Origin of the sequence: Sphingomonas sp. NIC1 (assembly GCF_001638925.1) — a bacterium.
Classification (GTDB): Bacteria; Pseudomonadota; Alphaproteobacteria; order Sphingomonadales; family Sphingomonadaceae; genus Sphingomonas; species Sphingomonas aquatilis.
Window position 1 is genome coordinate 1,799,919 of the sequence record NZ_CP015521.1, and the last position, 15,666, is coordinate 1,815,584.

The following is a 15,666-nucleotide window of genomic DNA, read 5'->3' on the forward strand; positions in this document are numbered from 1 at the left end:
CGCAGGAGAGCGACATGGCCGATGTGACCGATCCGACCCACGAACCCGAGAGCTACACCGATCTGCCGATGCAGCCGACCGGGTCCGGCCCCGCCGACCTCGAGGTCGCGTACGAGCAGATGCGCCTTGCCGAGGAGGCCGAAGGCACCACTGGTGGCGTGCCCGCTGCGGCAGTGGCGGATGCGGCCGTGCCTGTCAGCGACGCAGGCGCCATCGCCGAAAGCGAAGCGCATCCGAGCTGAGGCGGGCGAGGGGGGCGCCGAGCGCCTCCCCCTTCCCACTCATGTCTTGAGGACGTGTCAGCGGTGGGTGGACCGCCGGTTGACCGGCACCAGAGACAGCTGGCCCGCGCGCGATGGACCCCGGCGCATTTCGAACCCGATCAGCGCGAGGTTCGCGGCGATGAAGGCGGACATGGTGACGTAGAAGGCCATGGATCGTCTCTCTGCGGCATCGGCCTTGCGGCCTGTAAGGAGCAGATCGTTGGCGTTGCAAAGGTTTACCACAGGTGAGCGAGGCCGCGATCCTGGCCGATCGCGCGACAGTCCGAGCCGGCGTTACGGCGAGCGCCTGCTGGCAGGGTCGGGACGGTGCCTATAACTTGGCACCGCCCCGGCCGTGCATCAACGGCAGACGCGGACGCGGCGGTGATGACGGTAGACGATACGGCAGTGATCGCGGCGATCGCGGCCCCAATGGTGGCCGCGGTCGCGGCGGTTGCGGTCATACCCACGATGGTCGCGGTGATCGCGCTGGTCGTAATGGGGACGGCCGCGATCATGGCGCTGGGCGTCGGCCGTACCGGCGAGACCAGCGGTGCCTGCCATCATGGCCACGGCAGCTAATAGCATCTTGAGCGTCATATACCCTCCTTCGTCAGCGCCATTGCGGCACGTGAGGGGGATTACGCAGGCGACACGGCATCGTTCCTGACCTTTTGCGGAAGCATATGATCGGTGATTTGATGCTAACGGGAGCGTGTCGGGAATCGGAAGAAGACGGGATCGGCAGACGGCAGGCCTGCCGAATGTCGCGAGCCCGCACCGCGCTGCCACGGGATGATCGCCCGCCCGGCTTTGGTCTCAACCGGTCGCGTGCATCATCATCGGTCGAGCTTTGCCATCCCGATCGATGGGAGCCGGCCGTCCGAGCAGGAACCCCTGCGCTTCGTCGCAGCCTTGCTGGCGTAGGAACTCGAGTTGCTCTGCGGTTTCGACGCCTTCCGCCAGCACGGGGATCGAGAGGCTTTCGCCGAGGGCCAGCACCGCACGGATAATGGCCGCGGACTGCGGCCCGCAATCCAGGTCGAGCATGAAGGACTTGTCGAGCTTGATCTTGTCGAACGGGAAGGAGCGCAGCGTGGAAAGCGACGAATAGCCGGTTCCGAAATCATCCATCGCGACCGATACGCCGAGCGCCTTCAACTGGCGGAGGACGTGGGTCGTGCGTGCGTGATCCTCGATCATCGCGGTTTCGGTGATCTCGAGTTCGAGGCGCGACGCCGGCAGGCCCGTTTCCAGCAGGATCTGATGAACGAGACTGGGAAGATCGACGTGGCTGAGTTGCACCGGTGACAGGTTGACCGCGATCTTGTGCGGCTCTGCCCACACCGCCGCTTCGGCGCATGCCGTCCGTAACACCCATTCGCCGATCGGCAGGATCAGCCCCGACTGTTCGGCAAGCGGGATGAAGTCCGACGGCGACACGCAGGTGCCGTCCGCCTTCGTCCATCGCAGCAAAGCTTCATAGCCGGTGGTTCTGCCGGTGCGAACGTCGCCCTGTACCTGCCAGTGGAGGGCGAGTTCGTCGTGGTCGAGCGCGTGGCGGAGTTCCTGCACCATCCGCCGACGATCGCGAACGGCGCGATCCATCTCCTCTTCGTAAAAGCAGACGTGCGACGCGATCGACCCCTTGGCCCGGTACATCGCAAGATCGGCATTGTTGATGAGCGTCGAGACATCGTCGGCGTCTTGCGGCCATAGCGCGATGCCGACGCTGGCGCCGCAACTCGTCTCGCTGTGATCCAGTGCGACCGGTTCCATGATCGCGGCACGCAGCCGTTCCGCAAGGCCGAGCGCATCCGCCGCTTCGCTGACCGGCTGGACGGCCACGAATTCGTCGCCGCCAAGGCGTGCGACGAATTCGCCCGGCATCATCGCCGCCTTCATGCGCTCACCAATGGTGATCAGCAGATGGTCGCCCGCGGCATGGCCGTGGATATCGTTGACCTCTTTGAAGCGATCGAGATCGATCGATAGCAAAGCGACGGCAGCATGCCCGCTGGCGGGCGATGCCTGTTTCGTCAGCCATTCCAGGAACGACGTCCGGTTCGGCAGGCCGGTCAGACTATCGTTGCGCGCCAGATGCGTGATCCGGCGTTCCTGCGCGAGCCGAGCCCTGAGATCGCGAATGGAGTAGATCGTATGGGGTTCGACGCCCCGCGCATCGATGCGGACCGCGATTTCGATCGGGATGGTGTTGCCGTCCATGCCGGTCATCGTCGATTGCGTCAGCCGGTCGGCGTCGATTGTCGTGGCGCCGGCGATCCAGCGCTCGATCGGCTGGCCCATGATGTCGGCGGGCGAGAGGCCTGCTAGCGTCGCGAAGGCCGCGTTGGCGGCCACGACGCGGCCGGCGCTGGTGACGACCATGCCATCCACATTGCCCTCCAGCACCTCATCCAGCCGCCGCTTCGATTCCGCGCTGGCCTGGGCGTCGAGCACATAGGTCGACAGACCCGTGCCGAGCACCAGCATACCGACGCCGGCGACGGCGAACGCCATGATGATCGCGGCATCGTCCGATCCCGCCTGACCCGCTTCGGCTGCGAAGGGGACGATCGCCATCGCGGCCATGCCGGTGAAGTGCAGCACCACGATGGAACCGACCATCAGCCCTGTCGCGAACCAGCCCCCGGCAAACCGCCCGTGCGCGAGGGCTCGATCGAAGGCTGCGGCGCCGAGCAGAACGACGCCCGCGATCGAAACCGTGACATAGTCAGGCGACCAGCTGATGAAGCCCTGCGCCGCGAATGCACGCATTCCGGTGTAATGCATGATCGTGACCGCCAGCCCGAACAGCGCGCCGCCGCAGGCCGGCATCCAACGCCCCTTCATCGTCGCCGCCTTGAGCGCGATGGCGCTGCCCGCGATCGCGAAGAGCAGGGACACACCGGTCAAGCGGGGTTCGTAGCTGACGCGGACGCCAGGCTGATAGGCGATCATCGCAATGAAGTGCGTGCACCAGATCGTCGCGCCGGTCGAAACGCCGCCCATGAAGATCCAAGCCAGCCGGGTCCGTGGCTCAGCCTGACGGATGCGCCCCAGAAGCTGAATCGTGATCGCCGATCCGACCAGGCAGAACAGCGCCGCCAGGCCGACCAGCCAGAGGTTGTGATCCTGCGTCAGACAGGTGAGGAAGCGCATCCAGCGTGGTCCTTTTTTCGGACCATTCTCATTCAAATATCAAATTTGTTTTAATTTCAGTTGGTTTGGGCGACCTTGCTGGCAGCCCATCCCTATTGCGTCGCTAGATCGAGGTCAGTTCGGCGCCACCTGTTGCCCTGCAATTATAACCCAAATTGCGTTCGATCGTCGTTTATCATGCGCGTGATGCTGTCTGAGCGGCCCTGCGGTCGAAGGCCGGTGCTATGGATTACGCCGCCAGGTCGAGGCCCAGCATCGCAACCGTCGCCATGAGCGTGTCACCAGCGACAAGGCATGCCAGCTGCGATCGGTACAGGCTGGCGAGATCGCCGTGCATGGCGCGGACCGCATCGTCGGTCGCCAGCGCGGCCAAGGCCATCTGATCCTCGATGCGGCGATGCAGTATCTCGCTGGTGAGGCCTGTGTCCATCCATCGCCTCTCGGCCCCGAAGCGTTACGCGGCGATGCATCAGATTGGTTAATCGCCCAGGTTCGTGCATCGAAGCGGGTGACCATCAGCGGCCCCATGCGCGATGAGCGTGGACGTCGAGCCCATGTGGCGACGCGGCGCATCATGTCATGGTGGCTGCCGTGATCCTGTCCTATGGTGCGCGCCGTTTCGGTGGCTGTGGGGGAAGGGCATGAGGACGGATCTGAGGATCACGACGGCGATCGCCGCGGCGCTGCTGGCGTCGGGGTGTGGCCGGTCGGAACCCGAGCCGGATGGCTGGACCGCGCAGACCGATACCGCGATCTGTACCGATCGCGAGGGGCGGCGCGTTGCCGATGACCAATGCCCGCGGCAGGCGCTGGCGAGCGGTTATCATGGCGGGGGCGGCAGCAACGCGTTCCTGTGGTATTTCCTGGGGCGCAACAGCGTGATCCCGCCCTATGGCGAGACGGCGCGCGGGGGATCGTTCAGCCGCGCGGGCGGCGTCAGTTATGCGCGGGCGCCGGCCAATACCTTCGTCAGCCGATCGGGCGCGATCAGCCGCGGCGGGTTCGGCGCGTCGGCGCACAGCTTCGGCAGCGGCCGGGCATGATCCGCGTCGCGACCGATCCACGCCCCGACTGGCAGGCGAAGGTCGAGGCGGAGGGGCTGGTCTGGCACAGCGTCGATGGCCGGCCCTATTGGGACGAGAGCGTCCATTACCGCTTTTCGGCCGCGCAGATCGCCGAGATCGAGGGGGCGACGGCGGAGCTGTACCGACTGTTCCTCGCCGCCGGGCAGGCGATCGTCGACGATCCCGCGCTGCTCGACCGGTTCGGCATCCCGGCGCCGTTCCATCAGGCGATTCGCGATGCGTGGGAGGCGGAGCCGCCGGCGCTGAATTACGGGCGATTCGATCTGGGGTATGACGGTGCCGGCCCGCCCAAGCTGTTCGAATTCAACTGCGATACGCCGACGTCGCTGCTGGAAGCCGCGGTGATCCAATGGAGCTGGAAAGAGGAGAGTTTCCCGCACCTCGACCAATATACCAGCCTGCACGAGCGCCTGGTCGCCAAGTGGCGCGACATCGCGCCGCTGCTGCCCCCGGTCGTCCATTTCGCGCATGTCTCGGACGAGGCGGGCGAGGATATCGTCACGACATCCTATCTGCGCGACACGGCGGAGGCGGCGGGGATCACGACCGTGCCGATCCTGGTCGACGATCTGGGCTGGGACCATGACCGGCGCTGTTTCGTCGATCTGGCCGAGCAGCGGATCGAGGCGCTGTTCAAGCTGTATCCGTGGGAATGGCTGACCGCGGAGGCGTTTGCGGCGCCACTGCTCGAGAGCCTCGACGATACGCTGTGGATCGAACCGATCTGGAAGATGATCTGGTCGAACAAGGCGATCCTCGCGATCCTGTGGCAGCTGTTTCCGGATCATCCCAATCTGCTGCCCGCGAGCTTCGACATCCCGGAGGGCGACGCCGTCGCCAAGCCGCTGCTGGCGCGCGAGGGCGCGAACGTGTCGATCCGGCAGAACGGGCGCGTCGTTGCCGAAGCGGCGGGGGATTATGGCGACGAGGGTTATGTTTATCAGGCGTTGTACCGGCTGCCCGAGACGGCCCCTGGATGTTTCCCCGTGATCGGCAGCTGGCTGGTCGATGGCGAGCCCGCCGGGATCGGCATCCGTGAGGACGGGCTGATCACCGGCAACACCGCGCGCTTCGTGCCGCATGTGATCGAAGGGTAGGCCGGAACCGCTGGGTGCAGTGCGGCATTGATGCGGGCAGCGCGCGGGAATGATCCTGCTGCCCTGTCCGAGGAATCTATGAGCCGTACCACGCTGGGCCTGTTCGGTGCCGCCCGTCCCCGTCCCGTCGCACAGGATCGCCTGATCGCGACGAGCGATACCGCTGCGGATGCGTATCGGGCGGAACGGATGGCGGGCCTGACGCCGGTGGAGCGTGCGCTGGCCGAGCCCAAGGGTTCGGCCGCAGCGCTGATCGCCTGATACGCCTCAGCGCGCTGCCAGTTCGGGGCGGCCGGCGTGGTGGATGAAGACCTTTTCGTCGGCCCAGCGCTCGCGGCTTTGGCACGTGATGGCAGTGCGTCCGGGATGCGCATCGGCGGCGAGGGCATCCGAGAAGAAGCGGATGCAATAGACATCGCGGTTGGCATCGTACCGGACCGTATAGGCACGCGGCGCGGGCTTAGGCTGTTCGACCGCCGCGTCGGGCGTCGCAGCCATAGCGGCGAGGGCGAGCAAAGACGGTATCATAGACATGGCGTTTCTCCCGATCGTCCGTTCGACACGATGTCGTGCGGGTCGGCGAGCCCCATGCGATAAGTGTGCCATTTGAGTAATACACCGGATTTGCTTTGGTTTCCTATAGACCCGGTGTCGTACACCGGGTGTGACGCGCCAGAAGTTGGCGGATCGGGCGGTGCGCCGTCGCGATCCGGGTGTGGCGCGCGTCCTTTTCGTCCCGAAGGCGTTGGCGCGGGATGATATGGATGTCTGATCGAGCCGGCGGGCGTCGGCTGCCGCCCCTATTGGTAGGACTTGCGCTGATCGCGGCGGGGCTGGCGGTGCTGCTGATCGGCGCGGTGGCGACCAGTCGCTATCCATTCGCCTTCGACCGGGCGATCATCGTCGGTCTGCGCCATTGGAGCGGCCCCTCGTGGCTGCCGAAGGTGGCGGCGGACATCACCGACCTGGGCGGCGGCGTGGTGCTGACGCTGATCGTAACGCTCGTCGTCGGGTTCCTACTGGTGCAGCGTTTGTGGCTGACCGCGCTCGCCACCGTGCTGGCGACGCTGACCGGTGGATGGGTGATCGAGCTGGTGAAGGGCATGGTGCTGCGTGCGCGGCCGGAACTGGTGCCGCACCTCGTCTCCGCCAACGGCTACAGCTTTCCGAGTGGGCACGCGACGGCGAGCGCCGTCTGCTATCTGACGCTGGCTGCGCTTGCCGGGCAGGTGACGCCCGACCGTGCGGCCCGATTGTACCTGTTGGTGGCCGCGGTGCTGCTGGTCGGCGCGATCGGGTGCAGCCGCGTGTATCTGGGCGTGCATTGGCCGAGCGACGTGCTGGCCGGATGGAGCTTCGGGACGCTCTGGGCGCTGGGTTGGTGGACCGCCACGGCGCGGGCGCGTGTGGCGATCGGCGGGGAACGCTAGGCTTAGCCAAGGTTCGGAGTGGTCGTCAGTCCTCCCCCGCCAGGGGGAGGAGTGAATCGGTTTGGTCGAATGTCGAACGGCCCATGGTTGCTTGGCGAACATAGACAACATGAACACCTTGGCGAAAACGATCGAAGTCTATCGTTTCCGTTTCTTCACCACTTCAAGGAGCGCAATCCACTGGCCCGGAGAATGGCAGGCCGCGGGCGTATAGGACAGAGCTGGCACGATTTCGCCCCGATCACAGTATCTTGCCGGCGCTGCGATCCTATTGGCGTTCGCTGAGCTTGCGTTCCCAGGCGAGCGCATCCTTGACAATCGTGTCGAGGTCGTCGCGCTGCGGGCGCCAGGGGAGCGCGGCGAGGATCGCGCGATTGTCGGCGACGAGCGCGGCGGGGTCGCCGGCGCGGCGCCCTTCGTAGCGGCGCTCGATCGTCATGTTGGTGACGCGATCGACCGCGTCGAGCACTTCGTTGACCGAGAAGCCGCGGTTGTAACCGGCGTTGAGCGTGTGGCTCTGCGTTGGTTCGGCGACCAGCAGTTCGAGCGCGGCGACGTGCGCGGCGGCCAAATCGCTGACGTGGATATAATCGCGCACGCCCGTGCCGTCGGGCGTGTCGAAGTCGGTGCCGAAGACCGAGACGGCGGCGCGCTTGCCGGTCGCCGCCTCGACCGCGATCTTGATGAGGTGCGTCGCGCCCACCGTCGACTGGCCCGAGCGGCCCTGCGGATCGGCGCCGGCGACGTTGAAATAGCGTAAGCAGCAATAGTTCATCGGATGCGCCGCGGCGACGTCGCGCAGCATCGCCTCGGTCATCAGCTTCGACATGCCATAAGGGTTAATCGGCACGGTCGGGTCGGTTTCCTCGACCGGCACCTTGACGGGCGTACCATAGGTCGCGGCGGTGGACGAGAAGATGAAGTGCGGCACGCCTTCGGTGACGGCGCTTTCGATCAGCGATCGCGTCGCGGCGGTGTTGTTACGGTAATATTTGAGCGGGTCGCTGACCGATTCCGGCACGACCACCGATCCGGCGAAGTGCATGATCGCGCGGACATTGTGGTCGCGGATCGCGGCGCGCACGGCGATATCGTCGGCGACGTTCGCCTCGACCAGCGTTGCGCGGGGATCAACCGCCCAAGCGAAGCCGGTGACGAGATTGTCGACGACGACGACGTCATAGCCTGCGTCGCACAGGGCGAGCACCGCATGGCTGCCGATATAGCCGGCCCCGCCCGTCACCATCACCTTGCCGTTCAATGCCATGCGTCGCGTCCTTCGTCTTTTGCGCGGCCTAGCGCCTTCCTACATGGGCTGCAAAGGAGACTTCAGCATGACGGATTATGTAACGCTGGCGGGCGGCTGCTTCTGGTGTACCGAGGCGGTGTTCAAGGATGTGATCGGTGTGGAGAGCGTCGAGAGCGGCTATATCGGCGGCAACGTGCCCAACCCGACGTACAAGCAGGTGTGCGGTGGCGACACCGGCCATGCGGAGGCGATCCGCATCGGCTACGACCCCGAACAGCTGGCGCTGGGCGACCTGCTCGACATTTTCTTCGCGACACATGACCCGACGCAGCTGAACCGGCAGGGCAATGACGTCGGCACGCAATATCGTTCGGCGGTGTTCCCGGCGGACGAGGCCCAGGAGGCGGAGATGCGCGCGGCGATCGAGCGGGCGCAGGCGGGGCTGGACAAGCCGATCGTGACGACGGTGGAGCCGATGGCGGATTGGTATCCGGCGGAGGATTACCATCAGGATTATTGGGAAACCTCAGGCCGGTCGAACCCCTATTGCATGGCGGTGATCCCGCCGAAGCTGCAGAAGCTGCGCAAGAGCTTCGCCGCGCGGTCGAAGGCGGTGGCGTAATTTAAGTGCTCATTCCTCCCCTGCGCACGCAGGGGAGGGGACCGCGCCTCGCAGAGGCGTGGTGGAGGGGCAGCCCCACGCAACACCGCCTGCGGCGGCCCCTCCACCACTCGCCTTCGGCGAGCGGTCCCCCTCCCCGCAGAGCGGGGAGGAATTTGTTAGATCTTCCTTGCCAGCGCCTTCTTCAGCTTCGCATGCGCGGCGGCTTTGATCTGGCACACTCTTGCCGAGCCGACGCCGAGCACCTGGCCGATTTCCTCCAGGTTCAATTCCTCGACGTAATAGAGCTGGATCACCAGCGCCTCGCGTTCGGGCAAAGCGCCGATCGCGGCGATCAGCGTGTCGCGCAGGTCGCTTTCGGCGAGCTGTTCGAAGGCGTCGGGCGTGTCGTCGGCGAACCAGGGCAGGTCGTCGGCATAGACTTCGTCCATCGATTCGAACCGCACCGTGTCGGCGGTCTCATACTCTGCGCGCAGCCGTTCGATCGTGACGCCGAGTTCGGCGGCGAGCGTCGCTTCGTCGGGCGCGCGGCCGGTTCGTGCCGTGACGGCGGCAATGGCGGCCTGATATTGCCGGCGCCGCCGCATCGCGCCGCGCGTCGTCGTCGCCTGTCGCCGGAGTTCGTCGATCATCGCGCCGCGCAGCCGGGTTTGCAGATAGGCCTTGAACTGCGCGCCCTGTTCCGCCGCCTGACCCACCGCCTCGACCAAAGCGACGAGGCCGATCTGCACGAGGTCCTCGACATCGACGATCGTGCTCATCGATCCGTGGACGTGCCAGGCGATGCGGCGGACCATGGGCAGATGCTGGCGGATCAGCGCCTCGCTGTCGCCGCCGGGACGCTGGCGAGGCGAATAGGTGAGGGGGCCCTGCGGCACCATGGCTTGCGGCGCGGGCTGGGCGCCGACGAAGGCGTTGCTCATCGGTTCGGCGCTCATGCCGCCAGCGCCTGCTGCTGCGGTGCGCCGATGACTGCGACGACCTCGACCGCCTTTTCCTCGGGCACTTCAAAGAAGGAGAGGACGGGCGTGTCGGGCAGCACGGTCTTCACCAGTTTGCGGATCGCGATGCGGATCGCGGGCTGGACGACGAGCGCGAAGGGCTTGGCCTCTGCGATCAGCGGCTGGGCGGCCTGTTGCAGCGCCTCGACGATGCGGCGGCCGAGATCGGGCTCGATGACGTGGCGGCGCGAAGCGTCGGCGCGCGCGGCCTGGCCGAGCAGCCCTTCCAGCTGGCCCTCCAGCGTCATCACACGCAGCGGCTCGCGCACGCCGCACAGCTTCTGGATGATCAGCGGGCCGAGCTCCGGACGGATCAGTTCGATGATCTCCTCGGCATCGGCGCTGCGCGTGGCGGCGACCGCAATCGCCTGCGCGATACGACGGAACTCCTTCAAGGGGATGTTCTCCGCGAGCAGGCCCTTCAGGACCTGGGTGAGGGTGGTGAGCGGCAACGGATTGGGCGTGAGGCTGGCGACGAGCTGTGCGGCGCGTTCCTTCAGCCCGTCGAGCAGCGACTGGACCTCGTCGGGGCCGAGCAGGTCGGTCGCATTGGCGCCGAGCAGATGGTTGAGGTGCGTCGCCATGACGGTGCCGGCGTCGACGACGAGGAAGCCCGCGCCGGTGGCGGCATCGGCATCGCCCGCGGGGATCCAGGTGGCGTCGAGCCCAAAGGTCGGGTCCTTCGCCTTCTTGCCGTGCAGCTCGCCGAACGCCTGGCCGGTGTCGAGCGCCAGCATCTCGTCGGGGCTGACCTGATCTTCGCCGACGCAGACGCCGTTGATCATGATGCGATAGGTGTAGGGCGCGAGGTTGATGTCGTCGCGCACGCGGCATTGCGGCACGACGAAGCCGAGGTCGCGCGAAAGCTGGCGGCGGACGCCGGTGATGCGGCCCATCAGCGGCGCGCCGCGGCGCTGGTCGACCAGCGGCACCAGGCCATAGCCGATGTCGAGGTTGACCTGCATGCCTTCGGTCACTTCGTCCCAGCCGATCTTCGACGGGTCGACGGGTTCCTCGACGGCCTTGGGCGCTTCGACGACCGGGCGCTTCTCGATCTGGCGCAGCTTCCACGCGGTGAAGCCGGCGATGCCGGCGGCCGGCAGCATGATGAGGTGCGGCATGCCCGGGAAGGCGCCGAGCAGGCCGAGGATGACCGCGACCGGGGTCCAGGTGCGCGGGCTACCGAACTGGCTGCCGATCTGGCCGGCGAGGTCCTTGTCCGAATTGACGCGGGTGACGATCGCGGCGGCGGCGATCGAGAGCATCAGCGCCGGCAGCTGCGCGACGAGCGCGTCGCCGATCGCGAGCAGGATGTAGCTCTTGGCGGCGGCGGCGATCGTCATGCCGTGGCTGACGGGGCCGAGGATCAGGCCGCCGATGACGTTGGCGGCGAGGATCAGCATCGCGGCGACCGCGTCGCCCTTCACGAACTTCGACGAACCGTCCATCGAACCGTAGAAATCGGCTTCGGTGGCGACTTCGACGCGGCGCTTCTTGGCGTCGTCGGGCGTGATGAGGCCGGCGTTCAGGTCGGCGTCGATCGCCATCTGCTTGCCGGGCAATGCGTCCAGGGTGAAGCGCGCCGAGACTTCCGACACGCGGCCTGCGCCCTTGGTGACGACGATCAGGTTGATGATCATCAGAATCGCGAAGACGAAGATGCCGACGACATAGTCGCCGCCGATCAGAAAGCTGCCGAACGCCTCAATGACATGGCCCGCCGCGCTTTCGCCCTCGTGACCGTGGACGAGCACGATGCGGGTGGACGCGACGTTGAGGCCCAGGCGGAAGAGGGTCGCGAACAGGAGGACGGTCGGGAAGGACGAGAAGTCCAGCGGCTTCTGCGCGTTCAGCGACACCATCAGCACGGCAAGGCTGATCGCGATATTGGCGACGAAGAAGACGTCGAGCAGGAAGGCCGGGATCGGCACGACCATCACGACGACGAGCAGCAGGATGGCGAGCGGCAGCGCGGCGCCACGGCCCTGGCTCAGCAGCTTGTTCACGTCAGCGGCCCCCCATGCTGGCGAGCATCATATAGGCGAGCTGCGCATTCTGCGGCGACGGGCGCAGCAGGCTGTTCGCGGCATCGGCGGTGCGGCTGCCGAAGCGGCTGCCGGCCTGGGTCAGCGCCTGCGTCGCCCAGGTGAGCGCATCTTCGGGCGTCTGGTTGTTACCGGTGACGACGGTGGAATCGCCCATCGCCAACGCCTGCGCGGCAAAGGCGAGATTGGCGCTGCGGGTTTCGCTGACGCTGTCCGACGCGGCGTTCAGCTTGTCGCTGAAGCGCTGATAGATCGCCGAGAGCGACCGCGGCTGGCCGTTCGAGGCGTAGAAGATCGAGCGGTTGGCGCCGGCGGCCTGCGGGAACAGCGAGGCGGCGGAGGCGCCGGGGTTGTTCGCCATCGCCGACAGGAATTTCTTGGCGCCGCCGATGCCGAGGAAGTGCGCCATATAGAGGTCGGTGCCGTTGGCGTCGCGGCCCAGCGAACCCTCGAGCGCGCTCTTATTGTCGGAGGCGTGTTCGGCGGCCATCAGCGAGGCGACGTCGGGGTCGTTGCGCAGCGCGAGGATGGCGGAGCGGGTCGCGCCGTCGCTGACCGAGAAACGGCCGCCGGCGGTCTGCCCGATGCTGTCGGCGGCCCAGCCGAGGCCGTGTTCGGCGCCGTGCTTCTTGACGACCGCGAGCCAGCTCTGCTCGACGAACTGGTACAGGCCCGTCGCCGACGACGTGCCCGAGCGCGCGCGTGCGTTCAGCCCGCTTTCGATCTTCGCCTGGCCGAGCAGATAGTCGAAATCCACACCCGTCTTGCTGCTCGCAAGCTGGATGGCGGATTGGACGCGCCCGGCAGAAATCGGATTTACGGTCATTGCGACGAAAACACACCCCTGTTGCCGGGTGGCTTTCAGCAAGAGCCGTGCCAGTTGTGGTTAAGGGAGGGTGTCAGCGGCGATTTCCGTCACCCCGGACGTATTCCGGGGTCCACTCTGCGGCGAGGGGATGGCTCCAGCTTCTTGCCGTCCCCGTGCGGCCTAGTGGACCCGGACCAAGTCCGGGGTGACGATCTACATGGGGAAAGGGCGTCAGCCCCAAGCCTCAGGCGTAGGCCTGGATCAGCGAGGGGCGGTAGCCGTGGCCGGCATCGCCGGTCAGAATTTGCAGGCGGCGGCGGACATTTGCCGCCATCAGGTTGACGTAGATGCGGCAGGTTTCGTTGAGGCGGTTCGCCTCGTCGGCCAGTTCGCGGATCTCGTCGCCGGCGGGGCCGGTGCCCATCGCCGCAATCTCTTCGATGCCGGCAAGCTTGTCCTGCGTCGCACGTTCCAGCGCGGCGCAGTCGTTGGTCTTCAGCGCTTCGATTTCGGCGTGGAGCGCGTCGATGACGCGGATGAGGGCATCACGCCGATTCATGGCCATCCCAGTTCAGCTTGAGGGCGAGCAGTCGGTCGGCGATGGTCGCCGGCAGAATGGGGAAGGTGCCGGTGGCGATCGCCTTCTTGATCTCGCCGACACGGTCGCTGTCGACCGGGGCCGACGCGGCCATCGATTTGGCAAGGCCGCTCAGCTGCGTCGCCGGCGCTGCCGCGACGGGCTGGCGCGTCGTCGCCTGCTGTACCACTGGCTGCACCGTCGGCGGGGCCGCGGGTGCGGCGACGCGCGATACGCTTCCACTTGCCTGCTGCGGCTTTGCGCCGATTGAGTCCACCATGTCCGCACCTGTGTATGTTGCCTGACAGGCGACTAAACGGCCGTCTGCGAGCGCGCTTTAGCAAAAAAGATTCGCCCGCGAAAAAAGATGCCGCCTCAGTCGGTCCATCCGGGCAGCGTGGCGCGGCCCGCTTCCACCGCGACCGCCTGTACGGGCGTGTTGCTGCCGTCGACCTTGATCATCACGCGGCCGCCCGGCGGTGCGTCACCGACGGCCACGCCTTCGCGACTGATCGAGAAGCCGGGCGAGCCCGCCTCGATCAGCACGGGATCGCCGCGGCGGATCACCGGCTCTGCCTTGGTGGGCGCGAGCATGGCGGGCACCGCGCGGGCTGCGGGCGCGTCGGCGGGGCGGATCACGGGGACGAAGATGCGCCAGTCCGGCCCGGTGCAGGATACGACGACCGCGTCATGCGCGTCGCTGCGCCACGCTAGCGAGACGGTGGGGCATTGCGCGAGACGCAGCCGCGCATCGATCGCGGTGCGCGCGCCGCCCTCCGCCCCGATCGGGCGGCTGGTGAAGGCGGCGACCGCGCGGTCGAGCCCGCCAGTGTCATGGAACACAGGCAGCGTGCCCATCGGCGCGGCGGCAAGGAGCAGGGGCAGGAGGATCATGGCTGATGTCCGTGTTGAGGGTCGGTGCGGGGGGCGCTCGTGGTCGGAGCGTCTCCGGCAAAGGCGAGCGTGACGATCGCGGCGCGGCGTCCGGGCCGCGGCGCGGTGGTAAGTGTGATGCGGCGGCTGACCGGCGCCAGCAGCGCCGCGAGCGCGCGGGCACGATCGGCGGCGAGGATCGCGGCGCTCCCCGTCGGGGCATCGACGTCAGCGGTGCTGCCGTCGGTCGATCCGGTGACGGTGAGCGCGACGCGCGGGTCGCGCACGGCTTCTCTGGCCCAGGCGACGGCCGCCGCGGAACCGCCGGGCAGCGCCGCCGATCCGGGGGCGAAATCGAACAGACCCGCGGCCATGACCGGCATCGGCGGGGGCGGGGGGGCGTGTAGCGCCGCCTCACCCCCGAAACTGCGCCGGAGCGCATCGGTGACGGCGCGTGGGCGTTCGCTCGCCTGCAACAGGACAAAGAAGCCGACGAGCAGCAGCGCGAGATCGGCGAGCGTCACCAGCCACACGGGCCGGGCGGGCGCCGGTTCCGGCCAGCTGGGAAGCGCGGGGGCGGTCATGCGACGCTGTGCAATTGGTGGCGCGGCGTTTCGCGCAGCGCGAGCGCGACGAGCGGCGCCTCGATCCGCGCGCGTTCGAACGCCTCGATCTTGCCCGCGGCGCGCAGGCGGTGACAGACCGGCATGAAGACGAGGTTGGCGAACAGTGCGCCGTACAGCGTCGCGAGCAGCGCCACCGCCATCGCGCCGCCGATCGCCTGCGGGTCGGTCATCTGCGCGAACATGCCGGCGAGGCCGATCAGCGTGCCGACCATGCCCATCGCGGGTGCGGCCTCCGCGGCGCCGGACCAGACGTCGGCGGCGGCGGCCTGGCGGTCGATGCGCTTCTGCCGGTGGAAGCGCAGCAGCGCCTCGACCTCGCGGGCAACCGCTCCGTCGACGATCGCGGCGATCGCGGCGGCGACATCGGGGTCGGCGATCACCGACTTGTCGAGTGCGACGACGCCGTGGCGCTTGGCGATCCGGTCCTGCGCGGCGATCTGTTCGAGCAGCGGATCGGCGGAGAAGGCGCGGCGCGGCAGGACGCGAAGCGCCACCACCGCGCGGCCGACGTCGCGGAGCGGCGCACGCAGCACCGTGGCGACGAGCGTGCCGCCGCCGACGATGGCGAATGCGATCGGATCGAAGAGCTGGGCGATCATGCGCGGATATAATGCAAGGGGTGGGCCAGTTGCGGTGGGCGTCCGACGTTCGTCCTCACTCCCCCGTCACCCCGGACGTGTTCCGGGGTCCACTCTGCGGCGAGGGGAATGGGTGGAGCCTCTTGCCGTCCCCATGCGGCCCGGTGGACCCCGGACCAAGTCCGGGGTGACGAAGAAGGGCGGCAAGGCTTGCCGTCCGTCCGGCAAATACCGGCAAGCGGTTGCCGGC

At 67.3% G+C, this 15,666-nt stretch carries 20 protein-coding genes; 7 read left to right on the forward strand and 13 right to left on the reverse strand.

The features are described from left to right. Positions 1–14: 14 nt before the first annotated feature. Positions 15–242, forward strand: a complete 228-nt coding sequence (locus tag A7E77_RS08685) for a hypothetical protein (RefSeq protein WP_226341695.1) — start codon at positions 15–17, stop codon at positions 240–242. A 57-nt stretch (positions 243–299) separates the two neighbouring features. On the opposite strand, the gene A7E77_RS18460 is transcribed toward A7E77_RS08685, so the two are convergent. Continuing rightward, on the reverse strand, positions 300–434 hold the full coding sequence (locus A7E77_RS18460) for a hypothetical protein (RefSeq protein ID WP_017977350.1): 135 nt from the start codon (positions 432–434) through the stop codon (positions 300–302). Positions 435–650: 216 nt separating this feature from the next. Between A7E77_RS18460 and A7E77_RS08690 the strand changes: the two genes are divergently transcribed. Further along, positions 651–845, forward strand: a complete 195-nt coding sequence (locus A7E77_RS08690; protein ID WP_063687257.1) for a hypothetical protein — start codon at positions 651–653, stop codon at positions 843–845. A 237-nt stretch (positions 846–1,082) separates the two neighbouring features. Here A7E77_RS08690 and A7E77_RS08695 read toward each other — a convergent pair whose 3' ends face one another. Together A7E77_RS08695 and A7E77_RS08700 are read right to left on the reverse strand one after the other, a co-directional pair. Continuing rightward, on the reverse strand, positions 1,083–3,425 hold the full coding sequence (locus A7E77_RS08695) for a bifunctional diguanylate cyclase/phosphodiesterase (protein ID WP_063687259.1): 2,343 nt from the start codon (positions 3,423–3,425) through the stop codon (positions 1,083–1,085). Positions 3,426–3,654: 229 nt separating this feature from the next. Beyond that, the gene (locus A7E77_RS08700) at positions 3,655–3,855 is read right to left on the reverse strand and encodes a hypothetical protein (protein WP_063687261.1); all 201 of its coding nucleotides are present in this window, start codon (positions 3,853–3,855) and stop codon (positions 3,655–3,657) included. 211 nt (positions 3,856–4,066) lie between these two features. Between A7E77_RS08700 and A7E77_RS08705 the strand changes: the two genes are divergently transcribed. The 3 genes from A7E77_RS08705 (at position 4,067) to A7E77_RS08715 (ending at position 5,868) form a co-directional block, all read left to right on the forward strand. Next, complete coding sequence (locus A7E77_RS08705; RefSeq protein WP_017977354.1) at positions 4,067–4,468, forward strand: hypothetical protein; 402 nt, start codon at positions 4,067–4,069, stop codon at positions 4,466–4,468. Then, on the forward strand, positions 4,465–5,607 hold the full coding sequence (locus A7E77_RS08710; RefSeq protein ID WP_063687263.1) for a glutathionylspermidine synthase family protein: 1,143 nt from the start codon (positions 4,465–4,467) through the stop codon (positions 5,605–5,607). The genes A7E77_RS08705 and A7E77_RS08710 overlap by 4 nt, the downstream gene beginning before the upstream one ends. Before the next feature lie 78 nt (positions 5,608–5,685). Beyond that, complete coding sequence (locus A7E77_RS08715) at positions 5,686–5,868, forward strand: hypothetical protein (RefSeq protein WP_063687265.1); 183 nt, start codon at positions 5,686–5,688, stop codon at positions 5,866–5,868. A 6-nt stretch (positions 5,869–5,874) separates the two neighbouring features. Here the strand turns inward: A7E77_RS08715 and A7E77_RS08720 are convergent, their stop codons facing one another. Continuing rightward, complete coding sequence (locus A7E77_RS08720; protein ID WP_226341696.1) at positions 5,875–6,141, reverse strand: hypothetical protein; 267 nt, start codon at positions 6,139–6,141, stop codon at positions 5,875–5,877. A gap of 230 nt (positions 6,142–6,371) precedes the next feature. On the opposite strand from A7E77_RS08720, the gene A7E77_RS08725 reads away from it, so the two are divergent. Then, positions 6,372–7,037, forward strand: a complete 666-nt coding sequence (locus A7E77_RS08725) for a phosphatase PAP2 family protein (protein ID WP_063689824.1) — start codon at positions 6,372–6,374, stop codon at positions 7,035–7,037. Between the two features lie 268 nt (positions 7,038–7,305). On the opposite strand, the gene galE is transcribed toward A7E77_RS08725, so the two are convergent. Next, a complete protein-coding gene (galE, locus tag A7E77_RS08730; RefSeq protein ID WP_063687269.1) occupies positions 7,306–8,304 on the reverse strand; it encodes a UDP-glucose 4-epimerase GalE in 999 nt (332 codons plus the stop codon). Between the two features lie 67 nt (positions 8,305–8,371). Between galE and msrA the strand changes: the two genes are divergently transcribed. Further along, positions 8,372–8,908, forward strand: coding sequence for a peptide-methionine (S)-S-oxide reductase MsrA (gene msrA / locus A7E77_RS08735; protein WP_017977361.1), 537 nt, complete (start codon positions 8,372–8,374; stop codon positions 8,906–8,908). Between the two features lie 158 nt (positions 8,909–9,066). On the opposite strand, the gene A7E77_RS08740 is transcribed toward msrA, so the two are convergent. The 8 genes from A7E77_RS08740 to A7E77_RS08775 form a co-directional block, all read right to left on the reverse strand. Next, entirely contained in the window at positions 9,067–9,846 is a 780-nt protein-coding gene (locus tag A7E77_RS08740; RefSeq protein WP_078462254.1) for a sigma-70 family RNA polymerase sigma factor, read from the reverse strand. Then, positions 9,843–11,846 carry a flagellar biosynthesis protein FlhA gene (gene flhA / locus A7E77_RS08745; protein ID WP_413243595.1) on the reverse strand — a complete coding sequence of 668 codons (2,004 nt, stop codon included), beginning with the start codon at positions 11,844–11,846 and terminating at the stop codon, positions 9,843–9,845. The genes A7E77_RS08740 and flhA overlap by 4 nt, the downstream gene beginning before the upstream one ends. 70 nt (positions 11,847–11,916) lie before the next feature. Beyond that, positions 11,917–12,780, reverse strand: a complete 864-nt coding sequence (locus tag A7E77_RS08750; RefSeq protein WP_063687273.1) for a hypothetical protein — start codon at positions 12,778–12,780, stop codon at positions 11,917–11,919. A 226-nt stretch (positions 12,781–13,006) separates the two neighbouring features. After that, the gene (locus A7E77_RS08755) at positions 13,007–13,321 is read right to left on the reverse strand and encodes a hypothetical protein (RefSeq protein ID WP_018250541.1); all 315 of its coding nucleotides are present in this window, start codon (positions 13,319–13,321) and stop codon (positions 13,007–13,009) included. Next, a complete protein-coding gene (flgM, locus tag A7E77_RS08760; protein WP_063687275.1) occupies positions 13,308–13,619 on the reverse strand; it encodes a flagellar biosynthesis anti-sigma factor FlgM in 312 nt (103 codons plus the stop codon). The genes A7E77_RS08755 and flgM overlap by 14 nt, the downstream gene beginning before the upstream one ends. Positions 13,620–13,714: 95 nt before the next feature. Continuing rightward, positions 13,715–14,233, reverse strand: coding sequence for a flagella basal body P-ring formation protein FlgA (locus tag A7E77_RS08765; protein ID WP_063687277.1), 519 nt, complete (start codon positions 14,231–14,233; stop codon positions 13,715–13,717). After that, positions 14,230–14,796: a hypothetical protein gene (locus A7E77_RS08770; protein WP_226341697.1), complete on the reverse strand. Its 567-nt coding sequence runs from the start codon at positions 14,794–14,796 to the stop codon at positions 14,230–14,232. The genes A7E77_RS08765 and A7E77_RS08770 overlap by 4 nt, the downstream gene beginning before the upstream one ends. Next, positions 14,793–15,437: a motility protein A gene (locus tag A7E77_RS08775; RefSeq protein WP_063687279.1), complete on the reverse strand. Its 645-nt coding sequence runs from the start codon at positions 15,435–15,437 to the stop codon at positions 14,793–14,795. The genes A7E77_RS08770 and A7E77_RS08775 overlap by 4 nt, the downstream gene beginning before the upstream one ends. Positions 15,438–15,666 lie beyond the last annotated feature (229 nt).